Annotated in this window: 15 protein-coding genes; 5 read left to right on the forward strand and 10 right to left on the reverse strand. The window is 71.0% G+C overall.

The genetic code is table 11. The features are described 5' to 3' along the window. Positions 1 to 26: 26 nt before the first annotated feature. Positions 27 to 848, forward strand: a complete 822-nt coding sequence (locus HHX31_RS11515; RefSeq protein WP_169947985.1) for an SAM-dependent methyltransferase — start codon at positions 27 to 29, stop codon at positions 846 to 848. Positions 849 to 900: 52 nt separating this feature from the next. On the opposite strand, the gene HHX31_RS11520 is transcribed toward HHX31_RS11515, so the two are convergent. From HHX31_RS11520 to HHX31_RS11550, 7 genes are all read right to left on the reverse strand, one after another. Continuing rightward, positions 901 to 4188, reverse strand: a complete 3288-nt coding sequence (locus tag HHX31_RS11520) for an ATP-binding protein (RefSeq protein WP_169947987.1) — start codon at positions 4186 to 4188, stop codon at positions 901 to 903. Continuing rightward, positions 4185 to 4922: a hypothetical protein gene (locus HHX31_RS11525; RefSeq protein ID WP_169947989.1), complete on the reverse strand. Its 738-nt coding sequence runs from the start codon at positions 4920 to 4922 to the stop codon at positions 4185 to 4187. The genes HHX31_RS11520 and HHX31_RS11525 overlap by 4 nt, the downstream gene beginning before the upstream one ends. Then, positions 4915 to 5994 carry an endonuclease domain-containing protein gene (locus tag HHX31_RS35605; protein WP_169947991.1) on the reverse strand — a complete coding sequence of 360 codons (1080 nt, stop codon included), beginning with the start codon at positions 5992 to 5994 and terminating at the stop codon, positions 4915 to 4917. The genes HHX31_RS11525 and HHX31_RS35605 overlap by 8 nt, the downstream gene beginning before the upstream one ends. 148 nt (positions 5995 to 6142) lie before the next feature. Next, positions 6143 to 7147, reverse strand: coding sequence for a CU044_5270 family protein (locus HHX31_RS11535; RefSeq protein ID WP_169947993.1), 1005 nt, complete (start codon positions 7145 to 7147; stop codon positions 6143 to 6145). Then, on the reverse strand, positions 7144 to 7638 hold the full coding sequence (locus HHX31_RS11540; RefSeq protein WP_169947995.1) for an RNA polymerase sigma factor: 495 nt from the start codon (positions 7636 to 7638) through the stop codon (positions 7144 to 7146). Before HHX31_RS11540 ends, HHX31_RS11535 begins: the two co-directional genes overlap by 4 nt. A 57-nt stretch (positions 7639 to 7695) precedes the next feature. Further along, entirely contained in the window at positions 7696 to 8439 is a 744-nt protein-coding gene (locus HHX31_RS11545) for a hypothetical protein (RefSeq protein ID WP_211589565.1), read from the reverse strand. Positions 8440 to 8579: 140 nt separating this feature from the next. Beyond that, entirely contained in the window at positions 8580 to 10346 is a 1767-nt protein-coding gene (locus HHX31_RS11550) for a bifunctional UDP-sugar hydrolase/5'-nucleotidase (protein ID WP_169947999.1), read from the reverse strand. A 122-nt stretch (positions 10347 to 10468) separates the two neighbouring features. Between HHX31_RS11550 and HHX31_RS11555 the strand changes: the two genes are divergently transcribed. Together HHX31_RS11555 and HHX31_RS11560 are read left to right on the forward strand one after the other, a co-directional pair. Next, complete coding sequence (locus HHX31_RS11555; protein WP_169948001.1) at positions 10469 to 11479, forward strand: DNA polymerase ligase N-terminal domain-containing protein; 1011 nt, start codon at positions 10469 to 10471, stop codon at positions 11477 to 11479. Between the two features lie 40 nt (positions 11480 to 11519). Further along, on the forward strand, positions 11520 to 11888 hold the full coding sequence (locus HHX31_RS11560; RefSeq protein ID WP_169948003.1) for a hypothetical protein: 369 nt from the start codon (positions 11520 to 11522) through the stop codon (positions 11886 to 11888). 9 nt (positions 11889 to 11897) lie between these two features. Here the strand turns inward: HHX31_RS11560 and HHX31_RS11565 are convergent, their stop codons facing one another. Then, complete coding sequence (locus HHX31_RS11565) at positions 11898 to 12506, reverse strand: sigma-70 family RNA polymerase sigma factor (protein WP_169948005.1); 609 nt, start codon at positions 12504 to 12506, stop codon at positions 11898 to 11900. Positions 12507 to 12711: 205 nt separating this feature from the next. On the opposite strand from HHX31_RS11565, the gene HHX31_RS11570 reads away from it, so the two are divergent. Beyond that, positions 12712 to 12876 carry a hypothetical protein gene (locus HHX31_RS11570; protein WP_169948007.1) on the forward strand — a complete coding sequence of 55 codons (165 nt, stop codon included), beginning with the start codon at positions 12712 to 12714 and terminating at the stop codon, positions 12874 to 12876. Positions 12877 to 12900: 24 nt separating this feature from the next. Here HHX31_RS11570 and HHX31_RS11575 read toward each other — a convergent pair whose 3' ends face one another. Next, positions 12901 to 14148: a site-2 protease family protein gene (locus HHX31_RS11575; protein ID WP_169948009.1), complete on the reverse strand. Its 1248-nt coding sequence runs from the start codon at positions 14146 to 14148 to the stop codon at positions 12901 to 12903. Positions 14149 to 14400: 252 nt separating this feature from the next. Between HHX31_RS11575 and HHX31_RS11580 the strand changes: the two genes are divergently transcribed. Beyond that, on the forward strand, positions 14401 to 14835 hold the full coding sequence (locus HHX31_RS11580; RefSeq protein WP_169948011.1) for an ester cyclase: 435 nt from the start codon (positions 14401 to 14403) through the stop codon (positions 14833 to 14835). Between the two features lie 87 nt (positions 14836 to 14922). Here HHX31_RS11580 and HHX31_RS11585 read toward each other — a convergent pair whose 3' ends face one another. Then, positions 14923 to 17226 (reverse strand): cellulose binding domain-containing protein, encoded by a 2304-nt coding sequence (locus tag HHX31_RS11585; RefSeq protein WP_169948013.1) that lies wholly within the window; start codon positions 17224 to 17226, stop codon positions 14923 to 14925. Positions 17227 to 17340 lie beyond the last annotated feature (114 nt).

Here is a 17340-nt window from a genome sequence, read left to right on the forward strand (position 1 = left end):
CCCGCGCGGTGAAGGACGTGAGCCCTATGACGGCTGAGCAGGCGCCTCGTGGAGTCGATCCGAGCATCCCTAACGCGGCCCGCATGTACGACTACTTCCTGGGCGGCAAGGACAACTTCCAAGCCGATCGTGACCTGGCGAACCTGGTGCTGAGCGTGCTGCCCGAGACCAGGGAGGGCACCAGGCAGAACCGCCGGCTGATCGGCCGGATCGTGCGTTACCTGGTGGACCAGGGGATCAGGCAGTTCGTCGACCTCGGGTCGGGACTTCCGGCGCAGGACAACGTGCACGAGGTGGCCCACCGGCTCGCGCCCGACACGCGCGTGGTCTACGTGGACATCGATCCCGTGGTCTGCGCGCACGGCCGGGCGCTGCTCGCCGACCCCGACCGGGTGGCGATGATCCAGGCCGACGCGCGCCGACCCGCGGAGGTCCTCGGCAACCCACTACTGCGCGAACTGATCGACTTCGACCGGCCGGTCGCGGTGCTGATGATGTTCTTCGTGCACCTGGTGCCGGACGAGGACGACCCGCAGGGGTTCGTCGCCGCCTACCGGGAGGCCCTCGCGCCGGGCAGCTACCTCGCGCTCTCGCACGTCTGCGGCGACGCCGCCCCGGAGCGGATGGACAAGATCGCCGACTTCTATCGCCAGGCCGACGTGCCGTTCGTCCCCCGATCGCGTACGGAGATCGCCCGCTTCTTCGGCGATTTCGAGCTGATTCCTCCGGGCCTGGCCAGCGGCACCGGGCCGGAGAACGTCTGGCCGTTCGGCGACGACGAGACCTCGCTGTTCGCCGACGAGGAGACCGCTCGCATGGGCTGTGCGGGAGTGGGCCGCAAACCCTGACGAGGGAGCCGGCGCCGCGCCCGAGGGCGGGGCCGGCTTCGCGGTCCTCCGTTCAGGTCCGGTTCGCCCGCGCCACGACCTCTTCGCTCGTCAGCGGGCTGCTCGGGTGGTGGCTCAGGCACAGCGGCGTACGGACCTTGGTGAAGGACCCGCCTTCGAACGCCGCGTAGAACTGGCCGGACTTCAGCCGCGACACGTCGAGGACGTCGCCGCCCTTGGCCCTGGCCAGCTCCCGCGCCGCCGTGATCTGGGCCGGCGCGTTGAGCAGGCCGAAGAACTGGGTGGCGGCGTTGCCCGTGATCCGGTTGTGCAGGCCCTTCGGCGCCTGGGTGGCGAACACCAGCCCGAGGCCGTACTTGCGGGCCTGGGCGGCGAGGGCGAGCGTGCTCTGGGTGCACACGGTCGCCGCCCCCGACGGCGCGAACGTCTGGGCCTCGTCCATCACGAACAGCCCGCCGAGCGGCCGGTCTCCGGCGGGATTCCGCTTGATCCAGGAGAACAACGCCATCTGCAACTGGTTGACGAAGCCCTGCCGCTGGGCGTCGGAGGCCATGCCGGTGAGGCTGATCACCGACACCCGGGCCCGCTTCCCCTCCGGCGGGGTCAGCAGGACGCCGGGATCGACGGGCGCCCCGGTCCCCGCGAACAGGGGATCGCTGATCGTCTCCGCCCTGAGGTGCTGGGCCATCTCGGTCGCGAGCCTTGCCGCGCCCTCGAGACTGCTCACGCCGTCCGGCAGGTCGTCGAGCAGCGCGATCAGGCCGCCCAGCCCCGCGCCGCCGCGCCGTCCGTAGTGGGCGACGGCCTCGCGGAGCACCGCCCGGCTGAGGTGCGCTTTGGCGGCCCTCGTCTCCAGCTTCGCCCGGGGCACCAGTGCGGCGACCGCCGCGTCCACGGCCTCGCCGAACTCGTCCGCGTCGTCGGCGATGCTCGCGAAGTCGGGCAGCGGCTGGAAGCTCAGCGGGCGTCCCGACTCCTTGCGCGGCGTCCAGATCACCACGTCGGTGTCCGCCAGGTAGTCGTCGGCCTTGGCCGCGTCGCCCTCGCCCCACTCGGCGGGTGGTTCCGGCCACCGGTCGCCGAGCCGCGCGAGGTCGTTGTTCGCGTCGAGGACGATCGACGAGACCCCCTGCAGGGCGCACTCCTCCACGAGACGGCGGATCAGCACCGTCTTGCCGGAGCCGGAGCCCGCGAAGATCGCCGTGTGCTTGCGCAGGAGCTCCAGCGGGATCCGTACGGGCCGGGTGTCCGAGGTCGCCGTGCCGATCGTCAGGTACGCGGCCGCCTGGGCCTCGCCCGGCGACAGCGGCCTGCGCGGGTGGGGAACGGCCGGAGTCGCGGTGGCCCGTTCCTCCGCGGGCACCACCTTCGAGGCCGGCGCCTCCGGCAGCGGCGTGGGTCGCGGCACGGGGGTCCGCTGAAGCACTCGCCGCTCGGGATTGGCGGTGGGCGGGGGGTGGCCCGGCGACCGCGCCGCTCGCGAGGACGTCCCGGCGGCCGGATCGGACACCCGCGGTACGGCCACGTCGCTTAGCGCCTCGGCGAACAGCTTCACCTCGCTCGTCGGTCTCCGGGAGACGAGCCACGCCTGGAGATCGGGCGGATCGTCGGCGAGAAGGTTCCGGAGAGCGGCGAAGATCCGGAGGTCGTTCTCCTCGGCCTGAAGCACACGGCCGCCCGCCTGCTCGAAGGCCGCCAGGGCATCCTGGGTCGCCGGTCCCTTCGCCCAGCCCTGGTTCCTGAGCACGAACAGTTTGCGCGCGGAGATCCGCTCGTCGAGCCCGGCCGCCGTGGAGGCGGCCTTCAGCCGGGTGAGCGCGGCGGTGTGATGGGACGCCGAGATGGCCCGGAAGCACCAGTGGGCCTCGTTCTCCGTCGCCTCGTCCAGCGTCCTGCGCAGGCGGGCGTGCAGGGGCGGCTTCGTGCTCGGCGGCGGGTCCTGGGTGAACAGGCGCCCGTCGTCGCCCTGCTCGGTGATCCAGGCGGACAGCCCGGCCGACAGCAGGCCCGGCATCACGGCGTCCTCGGTGATCGGATTCAGCGCGCCCGCCACGTCCGCCCGCTCCCGCAGCTCCGCGAAGCGCCTGTCCAGTGTGTCGAAGTCGGCTTCCCGTTCTGGGAGCCGCTTGACGGCGACGGTCTTCTCGGGCTGGGAGCCGGTCAGCCGGTCCAGCTCCGTGACCTGCCCGTTCGCCAGGCACGACCGCACGTGCCTGTCGATCCGGATGAGCAACTGGCGGGGCGTGTACTGGGTCGCCTCCTCGAACGCCTCCGGCTTCACCGGCCACGTCGGATACGGCGGCGTGAACCCCGCCGCGTCGTACTGCGCGCCGAACCGCTTCTCGACCAGCGCCCGGCCGGTCTCCGCATCCGGAATCGCCCTCAGGGGCATAGTCGTCCTGAAGCGGTCCTGAACGGTGTCCGTGGCGCCCTCTTCGATCAACGTCCACGTGAGGGGGAGACAGGACAGGACCGTCAGCGTGCGGCGGGTGACCTCACGAAGGGTCATCAGACCGCCCGCGATGCGTTCTATCGCCCGGCGGTGCTCCGGGTCGTCCGCCGATCCGGCCCCGGTGAGGGTCGCGGACTGGGCGATCAGCGTGTCGACCTGGTCGACGGCGATGATGGAGGGACCGGTGAGTGCGAGGAGCCCGGACAGGTCGTGGACGATCTCCTGCGGAGTCTTCTCGACGGTCCGGAACCCCCATTTTGCGCGCTCGCCGGGCTCGCCCTGAGGCGCGGAGATGAGGTAGGCGTCACCGACGTCCTGCGCCGTGAGGTCACAAGAAGCCCGCAAGGTGAGGGCGCGTGCGATGTCCTGCACGTCACGGCCGACGCGAGGGTCGTAGCGGCGCAGGGCGTTGACGAAGGCATCCAGGTCAGCCCGTGACAGGGGGATGTCGCCGATGATCGCGCCACGTGCCGCCCGTGGCACCTCGGCGAGCACGCAGAGGCGCCACAGGAGCTCCCTCAGCTGACTGCCGTCTCCGGCCATCGGCCGGGAGAGGCTGTCGAGCATAGAGAGCAGCACGCTCTCCCAGAAGTCCTTGGCGTCGAGCAGGCTGACGAGGAAGAAGTACGCGTCCTCTTCGTGAACCTTCTCGCGCACCCAGCCGAGCAGATGCGTCTTGCCCGTTCCCCGCTGGCCCTGTATCGCGACGCCGATGGGACTCGCGGCGACGCTCTCCTCCGCCTCCAGCAGCCCGTCGAGGATGACCTGCGCGGTCTCCCGGTGAATCCCCTCGACGTGGAACGGCAACGGGCGCCACACGTCGTCGGCGACCCGGGTGTAGTTGAACCGTAGGGCCCGAAGGGCGTCGAGTTCGGCGCTCGTCATCATGCTCCGATCAGGATGAGGTGCTTGGCCTGGTCCCCGATCACGACAGCGGCACCTCTGTCCTCGTCGGTGAGCATCTTCTGGTTGGACTCGGGCACGAGACGCACGTCGGGCATGCTGATCATCCGGCGGAGCGTGGCGTCGACCTTGTCCCTCGGGGCATCGCCCAGCCGCGGGCGCAGCCGGGTCAGGCTCACCCAGGCGTTCGGCCTGTCGGCCAGTTGTGCGTACGCCTTGCGGATCGACGTCTCGATGTCGTCGGACGAGGGAGCCGGCACGCTCGCGGTAGGCGCGTTCACGATCACGCTGGGTTCCGTCGCGACCTCGGCAGCCGGCGGTTCCTCAACCGGCGCGTCGGTCGCGGGGACGGGGCCGGGCTCCCGGCCGAAGATGTCGGCGAGACCGATGCCGTTGCGCCGCATGTGCCGGTTGAGGCCGGAGGCCATCGCCCGTACGACCGCCTCGAGCATCCGTGCTGCGAGAACGATGGACATGGGGATGCCCTCAGCGAAAAGCGCGTTCGCCTTAAGTAACCCGTTTTTGGTCAGCTTGTGGGTGAATGCCCGATTCCGCTTCCCGACGTCGATGAATCCGAACTGCCGCAGGCGCTCTCGCTCCTGCTTCTTGATCTCGAAGCCGTACTGCTCCAGAAGCTCCGGGTTGGTGAACTCACGGGCCTCGGCCATGAGCAGCAGGAGAATGGCCGTCTCGCGCTGGGAGAGGGGTCTGTCAGACACGGGGGGTTCCTTCGAACGTTCCATTGCGGCGGGTGTGGAGGAAGTTCTCGATCTCGGCCAGGACGGTGCCTACGTGGCCGAGGACCTGGTCGTTGGTGAAGCGGCGCACGGCGTAGCCCTCCCGCTGGAGGCGCTGGTCGCGGCGCAGGTCGGTGGCGCGGTGGAGCGGGTGGAGGTGTTCGGGCCCGTCGATCTCGACGACGCATCGTTCGGCCCGCCACAGCAGGTCCAACCGGATGGGAACGCTGAGCGGACCGGACCGGAACGTCTGGTTCCAGGCCCGTCCGACCGCCCACGCGCAGGACGTCAGAGCGGTCTCCAGGCGTTTCTCGGCGGTGCTGCCGGGGTGCGGCAGACCGGCGAGGGGTGGAAAGGCGAGGGGCGGAAAGGTGAGCACCGGGGGCCGATCGGCCGCCGGCCCGCCGCAGCCATAGTGGCGGGCGCCGGCCAGTTCCCGTACGAGGGCCGCCACCTCGTCCGGGATGGGGGCTGTCAGGCTCTCGACGCGATCGACCGCCCGCAGGGGCGGCCCGGTGAGCCAGACGCCGAACCCGCCGTGGTGGGCGAGCCATTCGAGCGCGGCGACCAGCACCTCCTCCCCGGCCGGGGAGAGGTCCCCGCCCACCTGGACGAGGATCGCCGTCTCGTCCCGCCCGTAGCCGGTGCGGAGTACCCGCGCCAGCCCGGCGGCGCGGATCTCGGGCGGGAAGCCGCCCGGGGTTTCGCCGAGCAGGGCACGCTCCGCGAGATGGGCGAGGTAGGGCGCGAAGTGCCGGGTGCCCGACGCCGTGCGCAGGGCGAGCGCCCGGATGGCGGGGACGGCCGCCCCGCCCGGCCCTGTGATGCCCTCGGCCCCGGGCAGCCAGGCGGGAAACAACGCCAGTGCGGCGGACTCCAGTTCGCTCAGCACGTCGGCGACCACGGCCGCCGGAGTCCAGGCCGGACGGGGGACGTACGTGACCAGCGCGGGCGCGTCGGCGGGCAGGGGGTCGGCCGCCAGCGCGACGGCGTCCGGGTCGCCGTGCAGGTGTACGACCCGCCCCGTGGGAAGCTCTCTCCACGAGCGCGCCACGCCGTCCTCGCCTGTCGTTGAAGATCCGACAATCTCGACCCGGCAGAGGGTATCGGGCACTGACCGGAGCGTCCACAAATTTGGAAATTTCCGGTTTACGCCGCCAAGGGCCCGTGCCCCATGGGCGGACGGCACGGGCCCGTAGCGGTTACGGCCGTTCGCCGATCTTCTCGACCCAGCCGGACGACTCGTACACGGTCTTCTCGCCAGTGCGAGCGCCGACGCGGACGCCACGCCCGACGCGCTCTTCCTCCCGGTCCGGGCCGGTGTACTCCTCCGCCAGCAGGCGCGCGCCCGACTCGTCGACGATCAGCCGGTTGGCGCCGTCGGCGGACACGACCGCGGCGCCGGGGCGGCCGATCGGGTCGGCCACACCACGTTCCAGCCGCAGGCCCGGCTGGTCCGCGAGGACGCGCAGCATGGCGGCCCGGGTGGCCGGAGTGGTCGGGCCGGACAGCACCAGCCTCGTCATCGAGAACGTGAAGTCCACGGAGGGCTCGCCCCGCCGACGGGCTTCCAGCCAGCGGCGCAGGTCCTCGGCCTGCCGGGGCAGCCGCCAGAGGTCGTCCTGGGACAGGCTCTCGCCGCCGACGCCGGTCAGCAGCTTGATCCGGAAATCGCGGGTGCGGGGCGTCGGCTTGGCCTTGGCGGTGGCCCCGCCCGCGACGACCTCCGCGTCCAGGCCGCTCGTGGTCCTTCCCCGGCCGGTCTCGCCGTCGTACCAGGTCTCGGTGGAGGAGACGAGCACCTCGCCGGACGGCTGCGGCTCGTAGGACCGCTCGCGGCTGTACCAGTATCGGCCCGCCTTCACGTCCGCGCGGGCGGCGTTGTCGGCCCCCGCCAGGAGGAACGACCGCGCGTCGAGTGTCACGACGGGAGCCACCCGGTCCGCCGGGGCGGACGCGACGCCGCTGCCGGCCGGTCCGCCCGCCACGATCGGCCCTGTGGCACCGGACACGAGGACCGGGACCGCCAGCGCGGCGGACACGGCGGCCGCCGCGCCCCCGAGCAGCAGCCGGGCCCGTACGGGTGAGGGACGGCGGGAGGGAGGGTCGGTGAGGATCCGCGTGAGGTCGGCCCCGCGGCGGCGGTGGTAGGCGTCGTCGAGCAGGTCGTCGGGCCGCAGGGCGCGGACCAGTTCGTCGGTGTTCATCGCAGCTGCTCCTGAAGGACCGTCTGAGAGGAGTTGAGCATGTCCGCCAGACGCCGGCGGGCACGGTGGAGACGGACGGCGAACGTCCGTGCGGAGCATCCGACGACCTTCGCGGCCTCGGCCGGGCCGAGACCGTACCAGCTCGTGAGGATCAGGGCCTCCGCGTCGGCGCCGGACAGACGGGCGAGGGCGTCGAGCGCCGCCTGCCGCTCGCCGACCTGGTCGGCCACGTCCCCCTCCGGGGCCGACAAGGTGAGCCGCAGCGGCCGCAGTTCCAGATGGCGCTGCTTGCGCAGCAGGTTGCGGGCCACGACGAGGAGCCATGGCAGAGGGTGCTCCGGCACCTGGGCGAGCCGTCGCCAGGCGATCAGGAACGTCTCGCTCGCGATGTCCTCGGCCGACTGCCGTTCGGCGCGGAGCAGCGCGTAGCCGAGCACGTTCCGGTAATGCCGGTCGTACAGCTCGGTGAAGCGTTCTTCGGGGTCGTCCATGCCCAGTAGTTCCGGTTCGAGGTCTCCGATTACAGGACCGGCGCGAAAATCTCGCGACTACGCCGTCTCTGATCTGATCAGGCGGAGGAACGCCTTGATGCCCGACAGGACCTCCTGGTTGTCGGTGAGGCGGCTCAGGGAGTCTTCGAACGTCCTGCCCATGGCGTCGAGCCGGCGGTCGAGGGCGTCCCCCGTGGCCGTGGCCGTGTGGAACCCGGCGCGCGTCTCCGCTGTGAGGGAGTCGAGGCGCTCGGCCAGTTCGGCGGTCCGGGCCTCGGACTCCTCGGCCCGCGCCTCCAGTGCCTCGACGCGCCCGGCCAGCGTGACGACGTCCTCGCGGGGATAACGGACCTCTTCCAGCATCGTGGTCATCCGGCTGCGCAGGTGGGAGAACCAGGCCCCGGCCGGCCGGAAGAACGTGCCGAGCAGGTAGAAGACGGCGAAGTAGTAGCCGACGGTCTCACCGGAGAAGTAGGTGACGGCCGCGAGCAGGGCCGCCGACACCAGGTGGGCGGCGACGGCGGCCCGGCGCATGCGCACCGCGATGCGGTGGGCCTCCGTCTCGCGTTCCGGCGAGACGGCCACGCCGCGCTCGCGGCTGACGCGGATCTCGTGGATCAGGGAGTGGGCCTGGAAGTACAGGTTCCACGGCACCGTCAGGAGCACGATCAGCCAGAGCAGGCACAGCGCCCCGAAGCCCAGCGAGACGACCACCGGCAATGGCACGTCCACCACGTAGACGAGGACGATCCCCGCGATCGTGGTGACGATCGTGAGTAAGACGATCCCGCTTCTGCTCACGGTCATCCTTTCCATCGGCGTTGTGACACGTCAGTGTCGCCTCCGGATCGGCGTGCGGGCATGAGCGCGATCACCCGGTTCGGGTGAGTACGTTCGCTCAGCGGAAGGGGGTGGCCCGGGACGCGGGCCACCCCCACTCGTCAGTCGAAGACGGGGACGCCGTCGCGGACGAGCTTCCAGTTCGGCTCGGCGAACGTCGCCGGGTCGATCGTGCCGTTCGCGGCGGCGTACTCGATCAGCGCCTGGCGGATCTCCACCTGGGCGTTGTAGACCACCGGGGCGGTCGTGACGTGCGGGAAGCCGCCGCCGCCCGACTGGCGGTAGTTGTTGATCGCCACGACGAACCGCTGGTCAGCGGCGACCGGCGTGCCCTGGTAGGACAGGCCGACGACGCGCTGCCCGACCGGCTTGGAGATGTCGATGTCGTACGACACCCCCGAGAACTGGTCGTAGTTGTAGTCGGGCGTGCCGCCGGCGTTGGTGAGCGTGCCGAGGTCGATCGGCGCGCCGGGGGCGACCTGGGTGAAGTACTTCGCCGAGTACTCCAGGTAGTCCTTGATCTGGGCGCCGGTCATCGTGACGCCGAGCAGCGTGTTGTCGTAGACGTACAGTCCCGCCATGTCGCGGACGCTGACCGGGCCGGCGGGGAAGACGGCGGTGCGGCTGAACGGCGCGGCGATGGACAGCACCGGCAGCGAGGCCTCGGGGGTGCCGGCGACGGCCTTGCTCACCAGGTCGGTCTGGACCTTCTGGATGTAGTCGAGGATCGGGGTGTCCTTGTACGGCGACTCGGCCGCCGACAACTGCTCCTTCGACTGGGCGATGACCTGGTTGACGTAGCCGACGGTCTTGTCGTGCTGCTTCTTCATGAGCGTGACGATCTTCGGGTCCTCGGCCACCGTGTTGGTGTTGAGCGTGGTGGACGACTTGCCGGTGACCACCCACTTGCCGCGCTGCTTGTCGAGCGTGAAGTCGACGACGCTGAGGCGCTGGCCCCACCTGCCCGGCTCGGTCAGCAGCACCTGCTGCCCGGTGACCTTGTTGGTGACGAAGCGCTGCGGCACGTCGTTGTGCGCGTGGCCGAACAGGACGGCGTCGATGCCCGGCACCTGCTCGGCGACCATGGCGGCGGCGTTCTCCACCGGCAGGTCGGAGCCGTACGACGACAGCCCGTTGTCCCCGGCGTGGGCGGTGACCATGACCACGTCGGCGCCGAGGCCGCGGATGACCGGCACCCACTTCTCGGCGGTCTCGACGAGGTCGAGGAACTTCAGCTTCCCGTCGACGTTCGCCTTGTCCCAGATGGCGACGCCGGGGTTGGTGAGGCCGAGGACGCCCACCTTGATCGGCTTTTCGCCCTTCACCTTCATGGTCTTGATGACGTACGGCTCGTAGGCCGGCAGGCCGGTCGTGGCCGAGACGGCGTTCGCGCCGAGGACAGGCGCCTTCATCTGCTTGACCCACGCGCCGAGCAGCGGCAGGCCGTAGTTGAACTCGTGGTTGCCGAGCGTCACCGCGTCGTACCCGATGGCGTTCATGGCCTTCGCCATGGGGTGGATCTCGCCGGTGGAGGTGATCGGCTCGATCTTGGCGTAGTAGTAGTCCAGCGGCGTGCCCTGGAGGGTGTCACCGGAGTCGAACAGCAGGGTGTGGTCCGGGCCGCGGTCGGCCCGGATCCGCGAGACCATCGTCGAGATCTTCGCCAGGCCCACGTCGTTGTGCGCGCTGTCGTCGTACTCGGCGTTCTTGTAGTAGTCCCAGTTGAGCGCGTTTCCGTGGATGTCGGAGCTGGCCATGACGGTGATCGTGACCGAGTGGCTCGGGGCCGCTGTGGCGGGCGTGCCGGGCAGTAGGAGACCGAGGGCCACGACACCGGCGCCCGCGGTCAGCCTGATCGCTGAACTCATGCCGACCGACGATAGTCAGGGGGAATTACCACATGGTCACGAAGTTCTTAACCGGACATGTCGCCATAAGGTGACACGGTTGTCGCTCACGGTCCGCCGCGCCGCTGGGTAGGAGCACGAGAATGGCGGACAAACTCGAGACCTACCGGGCCAAGCGCGACGCGTCGCGCACGAGCGAGCCCGTCCCCGCCGAGGGGCCGCTGCCGCGGGGTGATGACGACACGTTCGTCGTCCAGGAGCACCATGCCCGATCCCTGCACTGGGACCTGCGCCTGGAGCGGGGCGGGGTGCTCGTCTCCTGGGCGATCCCCAAGGGACTTCCGCCCGACCCGGCGACCAACCACCTCGCCGTGCACACGGAGGACCACCCCATCGAGTACGCCGAGTTCGAGGGCGAGATCCCCAGAGGCGAGTACGGCGGCGGCACGATGACCATCTGGGACCGCGGTCACTACGCGACGGAGAAGTGGAGCGACCGCGAGGTCAAGATCGTGCTGAGCGGCTCGCGGGTGTCGGGCCGCTACGTGCTGTTCCGGACCCGCGGCCGCGACTGGATGATCCACCGGATGGACCCGTCGGCCGGGCGGTGGGAGCCGCCGCCCGGCTCGCTCGCGCCGATGACCCCCGTGACGCGCGCCCGCGCGCCACGCGATCCCGAGGCGTACGCCTGGGAGTTCTGGTGGGGAGGGGCGCGGGCGCTCGCGTACGTGACGGGCGGCAGGCTCACCCTGCGGGACGCCGGCGGCGCGGACGTCACCGGGGAGCACCGCTGGCTGCGCCCGATGGCCGAGTCGTTCGGCAGCAGGGCGGTGGTCCTCGACGGCGAGATCGTCACGGTCGCGGGCACTCCCGTCTACGTCGCCTACGACCTGCTCTACGACGACGGGCGGTCGCTGCTCGGCGAGCCGTTCGAGCGCCGCCGCGCGGGCCTGGAGAGCCTCGCGGTGAACGGGCCCCGCTGGCAGACGGCCCCCTCGTGGCCGGGAGAGGTGCACGCCGTACGGCGGGCCGCGGCCGAGCAGGGCCTGCCCGGCGTCGTGGGCAGGCGCCTCGACTCGGCGTACGCGCCGGGGGAGGAGTCCGCCGCCTGGGTGCTGCTGCCGGGCACGGGGCGGGGCGGAGCCGCAGGATAAGGCGGGTGGCGCGGGGTAAGGGGACCGGGGAGGTGGCGACATGTCCGAGCAGCATCATCCGGTCACCGGCGAGCACAAGTACGAGCAGGAGATCGGCGCCCCGGACGAGCACGAGGAGCGCCCGGGCCGCAGCCTGATCACGACCGACCACGAGGCCATCAAGCGGTGGGCCGAGGAACGCGGCGCCAAACCGGCCACCGTCCCCGGCACCGAGCACGAGGGCCGTCCCGGGGTGCTCCGGTTCGACTTCCCGGGCTACGGCGGCGGCGACCTGGAGGAGATCTCCTGGGACGAGTGGTTCACGACGTTCGAGGAACGCAAGCTCAACTTCATCTACCAGGAGCACCGCAGGGACGGCAGCCCGAGCAACTTCTTCCGGCTGGAGAATCCCGAGCGCGAGGACGCCTGAGCCCGGTCTTCAGGCCCCCTCGCGCGCCGCGGCGCCCGTCGGCGTGAGACCGAGTTCGGCGGCGTAGTCGCGCAGCTTGACCCGTAGCTGCTTGCGTCCCCGATGCAGCCGCGACATCACCGTGCCGATGGGGACGTTCATGATCTGGGCGATCTCCTTGTAGGCGAAGCCCTCCACGTCGGCGAGGTAGACAGCCAGCCGGAACTCCTCGGGCAGTTCCTGCAGCGCCTGCTTGACCCGGGAGTCCGGCAGCCCTTCCAGGGCCTCCACCTCGGCGGACTTGAGCCCCGACGAGGTGTGCGAGGCCGCGTCGGCGAGTTGCCAGTCCTCGACGTCCTCGGTGGCGGCCCGATGCGGCTGCCGCTGCTGCCTGCGGTAGGTGTTGATGTAGGTGTTGGTCAGGATGCGGTACAGCCATGCCCGCAGGTTCGTGCCCTCGCGGAACTGGTGGAAGTTGCTGAAGGCCCGCATGAACACGTCCTGCACCAGGTCTTCCGCGTCGGCGGGGTTGCGGGCGAGCCGTAGCGCGCCGGCGTATATCTGGTCGATGTACGGCAGCGCGTCCCGCTCGAACCGCAGTCGCCGTCGGTCGACCGCCGTGTCGTCGACGATCGTCATACCCCACCCCCTTGTGAGCCTGCCTCTACTTATTACGACCGCTTTGTCTGATCCGGTCGCACGGTCCGCCTACCCGTGGTCACCTTTTCGACACGGCTTGGGGGTCTGTTTTCGGCTACTGCGGCCGTTCCTCGCGGACCGGCCGAATGTCCGCCCGGCGGAGGGGTACGGCCGTGACGGAGGCGCGCGGCACGAGGAGGACGCCATGCCGAACGACAACGAGGGGCGGGACCTGATCCCCGAGCGGCTGCCGCCGCTGGCGCAGTCGGCCGACGCGGAGCCCAGCGCGGAGCCGGGAGGAGGATCCGGCGACTGGCACGCCCCCGGCGCGGACTCGCCCGACGACGTCGAGGAGCCCGCGGACGACTGACCCGGAGGCGTGCGGGCGTGGCGTTCAGGCCGCGTCGCGCCGACCGGCCGTCGGAGCCGCGCCTCCGGGAGCGGGGTCGCGGGGAGCGGGGCCTCCAGGTGGCGGCGGGGCGAGGTCGGCGCCGCGCGGCGTCCGGTACGGCTCACGCGCCCGCAGATCCACCGTCTGGATGGTCCGGCTGATGTCGGTGGGGGTCACCAGGCCGACGAGGCGGCCGTCGTCGCCGAGCACCACGGCCCGGCCGTCCGCGCAGCCGCTCATCCGCTGGAGCAGTTCGGTGAGCTGGTCGCCGGGGTGCGCGGAGGGCACGTCCGAGAGCGGGCACGCGATGTCCCGCAACCGGGTGGCCGCCCGGCCGTCCGGCGGCACGCCCCGGATGCGGCCCAGCGTGACCAGCCCCGTGAACCGGCCCTCGTCGTCGACCAGCGGATAGGTGGACAGGTGGTGGCGCAGCACGAGCCGGTCGATCAGACCGGCCACCGTCTCGCCGGGGTGGGCGACGACGGGATCGCGCGACATGACCTCGCCCACCGTGAGCCCGTGGAGCGCGGCGTCGATCTGCGTCTGCTGCTCCTCCGCGGTCGCCGCGTTCACCAGGAACAGCCCGATCAGGGCGAGCCAGAAGCCCTGGAGGCTGAGCCCGGAGACGAGGTTGAGGAAGCCCAGCGCGATCAGCGTGTACCCGAAGACCCGGCCGGCCCGGGCGGCGGCGACGGCGGCCCGCATGCGGTCGCCCCAGCGGGCCCACAGGAAGGCGCGCAGCACCCGGCCGCCGTCCAGCGGCGCGGCCGGCACCAGGTTGAACACGGCCAGCAGCACGTTCACCGCGGCCAGGTAGCCGAACATCCCGCCGGCCAGGGGCGGGGCCCCGGCGAGGGAGAGCGCCCAGGCCAGGAAGGCGAAGACACCGGCGCACACGACGCTGGTCAGCGGCCCCACCCCGGCGATCTTGAGGTCGGCGCCGGGGGAGCGGGGCTCGCCGCGCAGTTCGGCCACCCCGCCGAGCAGCCACAGGGTGATCCCCGACACCTCGACGCCATGCCGCCTGGCGACGAACGCGTGGGCCAGTTCGTGCGCGAGCAGCGAGGCCAGGAAGAGCACGGCCGACACCAGGGCGGCCAGCACGTACGCCACGACCGGCAGGCCGGGAAACGCGATGGGGAACCGGCCGAAGGCGAGCCCGACCACCAGGATCGCGACAATCACGATGACGCTGATGTTGAGCCCGACCGGGACCCCGCCCACACGGCCGAGACTGATCGACGATCGCATGCCGCCACCCCCTCGCCCCTCCGTAGTGACTGACCTACCCACAAAGGCGCAGGTCACGCGGTTGACGCGGGTCTGGAGGGCTCGGCGCGCGGTCAGCGGGACGCCGCGCGGCCTTCGTGCGGAGACCGCGAGACCCTGTGGGAACCGGCACCCGCTCGTGGTGCTCCGGCGGTGCAATCGTGGGCGGAGCCTGACCGGCCACTGGCTAGCGTTGGTGTTGCGTGGAATACCGACCATCGAAGGACGTTCGTCATGTCCGATCCATGGCAGGTGAAACGGCAGCTGACCGACGCGCTCAACGAGCACGATCTGGAAGCCGTGCTGGAGACGTTCGCTCCGGACGCCGTGCTCGTCTCGCCCTTCGGTGTGGCGGAGGGACACGAGCAGATCGGGTGGATGTACGAGCAGGTCTTCAAGAGCTTCCCCGACTTCCATCTGGTGGCGTGGTACGAAGCCGTCACGTGCCACACTCCCTTGATGGTGGAGTGGACGGTCACGGGCACGCACCTCGGGCCTCTCCTGCTGCCGGACGGACGGGAGCTGGCGGCGACGGGTCGTCCGGTGACCTTCCGCGGCACCTGCGCGTCCTTCATCGAGGACGGCAAGATCAAGACGCATCGGGAGTACTTCGACCAGCTGGAGGTGTACAGCCAGCTCGGTCTGCGCCTCGCGGAGCCCGTCGGCTGAGGAACCGGGCGGGTCCGGAGTGACCGGTTCGACCGGCGTGACGGCGGCCGCGGGCCCCGCCAGGTGCGCCCGCGGCCGCCGCCAGGATCACCTCAGGTAGATGTTCGGCCTGGCGGGCGTCGCCATGCCGTCCCCGAGGAAGAAACCGGTGTGGGGTGGCTGGTTGTAGGCGGTGTTCTGCCAGGCGATCGCGAGGCGGTACACCGGGTCGTGCATGAGCGTGTGGATCTGCCGGTTTGTCGTCGCGGTCGTGCTGTAGATCCGCAGGGCGGTGTTGTCGCTCGTCGGCCAGACGACCTCCTCGCGCCAGTCGCCGAACAGGTCGGCCGACAGCGAGGGGGTGGACTTGGTGCCGTTGTTGGAGTGCACTCCGCTCGCCGTCAGCAGCCGGGTGTCGCCGCCGGTGCCGTACTTGTCGATGTGGGTGCCGTCGAGCAGTTCGCGTACGGGGTCGGCGTCCCACCACACGAGGAAGTTCGCCGAGCCGGGCTTGCGCCCGACGTTCTGACCCCTGGTGTTGTAGATGCCGCTGACGGCCGACGACCACGACTCGGCGCCCGGGCTGCCGGACCAGACGTCGCCGGAGACGCCGCGCCCGTTGTCGCAGCCGCAGGAGGCGTTGCTCCAGATGATCGAGCCGGTGCGCGCGTCGGCCATCCACGCCGCGGGCTTGCTGGTGTCCTCGGAGATCTTGAACACCTCCAGGCCCGAGCGTGCCGGATCGAGGTCGCCGACGTGCATGGCGTCGCCGTGGCCGTTGCGGGTGTTCCACAGCGCCGAGCCGTTGTCGTTGATCGCCATCGCGCCGAAGACGATCTCGTCCCTGCCGTCGGCGTCCACGTCGGCGACGGCCAGGTTGTGGTTGCCCTGGCCGGTGTACTGGCTGCCGGCGGAGTTGGAGTCGAACGTCCACCGCTTGGTCAGCGAGCCGTTGCGGAAGTCCCACGCCGCGATGACCGTACGGGTGTAGTAGCCGCGGGACATGACCAGGGACGGGCGGGCGCCGTCGAGGTAGGCCGTGGCGGCGAGGAAGCGGTCCACCCGGTTGCCGTAGTTGTCGCCCCAGGAGGAGACCGTCCCGCGCGGCGGGTCATAGTTCACGGTCGACATGGCCGCGCCGGTCTGGCCGTTGAACATCGTCAGATACTCAGGGCCGGACAGGACGTAGCCGGAGGAGTTCCGGTAGTCGGCCGAGGAACTGCCGATGACACTCCCCGCGCCGTCCCTGGTGCCGTCGGCGGTCTTCATGGCCACCTCGGCCCTGCCGTCGCCGTCGTAGTCGTACACCTGGAACTGCGTGTAGTGGGCTCCGGCGCGGATGTTGCGCCCGAGGTCTATCCGCCACATGCGGGTGCCGTTGAGCCGGTACGCGTCGACGAACACGTTGCCGGTGTAGCCCGACTGGGAGTTGTCCTTGGCGTTGGACGGGTCCCACTTCAGCACGAACTCGTACTGCCCGTCGCCGTCGAGGTCGCCCACGCTCGCGTCGTTGGCGCTGTAGGTGTAGCCGACCCCGTCGGGGGTGGTGCCGCCGGACGGCGGCTGGATCGGCACGTCGAGGTAACCGTTGGCCAGGCGCAGCGACGTCCCCGACGCGTCCTGCTCGGCGCCGTTCACCACGGCCCGCACGGTGTACGTCGCGTCGGCGGCGGCCCCGGAGTCGAAGTAGTTGGTGGAGGTGGTGATCGGCGAGGAGTTGAGCCTCGTGGAACCCCGGTAGACGTTGAACCCGGTGCCGATGTTCTCGGTGCCGAGCAGCCGCCAGGAGACCAGGTTGCCGCTGCCCGACCGCACGCTGATCACGCCCCGGTCGAGGTCCTCCATCTGCCGCGCGCCCGCCGGGATGATCGTGGGGCTGGGAGAGGGGCTCGGGGACGGGCTGGGAGACGGGCTCGCACTGGGCGAGACACTGGGCGACGCGCTGGGAGAGGGGCTGGGGGACGCGCTGGGAGAGGGGCTCGGGCTGCTCGTGACCGCGCCGGTGCAGGTGGTGCCGTTGAGCGCGAAGCTCGCGGGCGCGGGGTTCGACGAGTCGTTCCACGAGGCGTTGAAGCCGAACGACGTCGTGCCGCCCGTGGGGATGACCGCGTTGTAGCCGGCGTCCTTCGCGCTGACCTGCCCGCCGTTCTGGGTGACCGTGGTGTTCCACGCCTGCGTGATGGTCTGACCCGCCGTGTACGTCCAGGTGAGGGTCCATCCGTTGACCGCGTCACCGAGGTTGGTGATGGTGACGGCGGTGCCGAAGCCGCCCTGCCACTGGTTGGTCACCTGGTAGTCGACCCGGCAGCCGGCCGCCGCCGAGGCGGGCGGGACGGGCAGGATCGCGGCCGCCGCGAGCGAGGCGGCCGAGGCCACGCCGGCGAGCAGAGCGGATCTTCGTCGTGTGGTCATCCAAACTCCAAGGGGGGTGCCGATGGGGGACCGACGGCGGAGCCGTGACTGCGCCCGGGAGGCGGGGCGCGGGGACGAGTGATCGGGCTTGTCGGAAGCGGGACCTCCGGGGGT

The sequence above is a fragment of the Microbispora sp. H11081 genome, assembly GCF_012999535.1.
Lineage (GTDB): Bacteria > Actinomycetota > Actinomycetes > Streptosporangiales > Streptosporangiaceae > Microbispora.

Coding starts and splice junctions, on each gene's coding strand:
- HHX31_RS11520 (WP_169947987.1), bottom strand. CDS start 4,188: ATGATGACGAGCGCCGAACTCGACGCCCTTCGGGCCCTACGGTTCAAC.
- HHX31_RS11535 (WP_169947993.1), bottom strand. CDS start 7,147: ATGAACACCGACGAACTGGTCCGCGCCCTGCGGCCCGACGACCTGCTC.
- HHX31_RS11555 (WP_169948001.1), top strand. CDS start 10,469: ATGGCGGACAAACTCGAGACCTACCGGGCCAAGCGCGACGCGTCGCGC.
- HHX31_RS11570 (WP_169948007.1), top strand. CDS start 12,712: ATGCCGAACGACAACGAGGGGCGGGACCTGATCCCCGAGCGGCTGCCG.
- HHX31_RS11550 (WP_169947999.1), bottom strand. CDS start 10,346: ATGAGTTCAGCGATCAGGCTGACCGCGGGCGCCGGTGTCGTGGCCCTC.
- HHX31_RS11540 (WP_169947995.1), bottom strand. CDS start 7,638: ATGGACGACCCCGAAGAACGCTTCACCGAGCTGTACGACCGGCATTAC.
- HHX31_RS11565 (WP_169948005.1), bottom strand. CDS start 12,506: ATGACGATCGTCGACGACACGGCGGTCGACCGACGGCGACTGCGGTTC.
- HHX31_RS11515 (WP_169947985.1), top strand. CDS start 27: ATGACGGCTGAGCAGGCGCCTCGTGGAGTCGATCCGAGCATCCCTAAC.
- HHX31_RS11585 (WP_169948013.1), bottom strand. CDS start 17,226: ATGACCACACGACGAAGATCCGCTCTGCTCGCCGGCGTGGCCTCGGCC.
- HHX31_RS11580 (WP_169948011.1), top strand. CDS start 14,401: ATGTCCGATCCATGGCAGGTGAAACGGCAGCTGACCGACGCGCTCAAC.
- HHX31_RS11575 (WP_169948009.1), bottom strand. CDS start 14,148: ATGCGATCGTCGATCAGTCTCGGCCGTGTGGGCGGGGTCCCGGTCGGG.
- HHX31_RS11560 (WP_169948003.1), top strand. CDS start 11,520: ATGTCCGAGCAGCATCATCCGGTCACCGGCGAGCACAAGTACGAGCAG.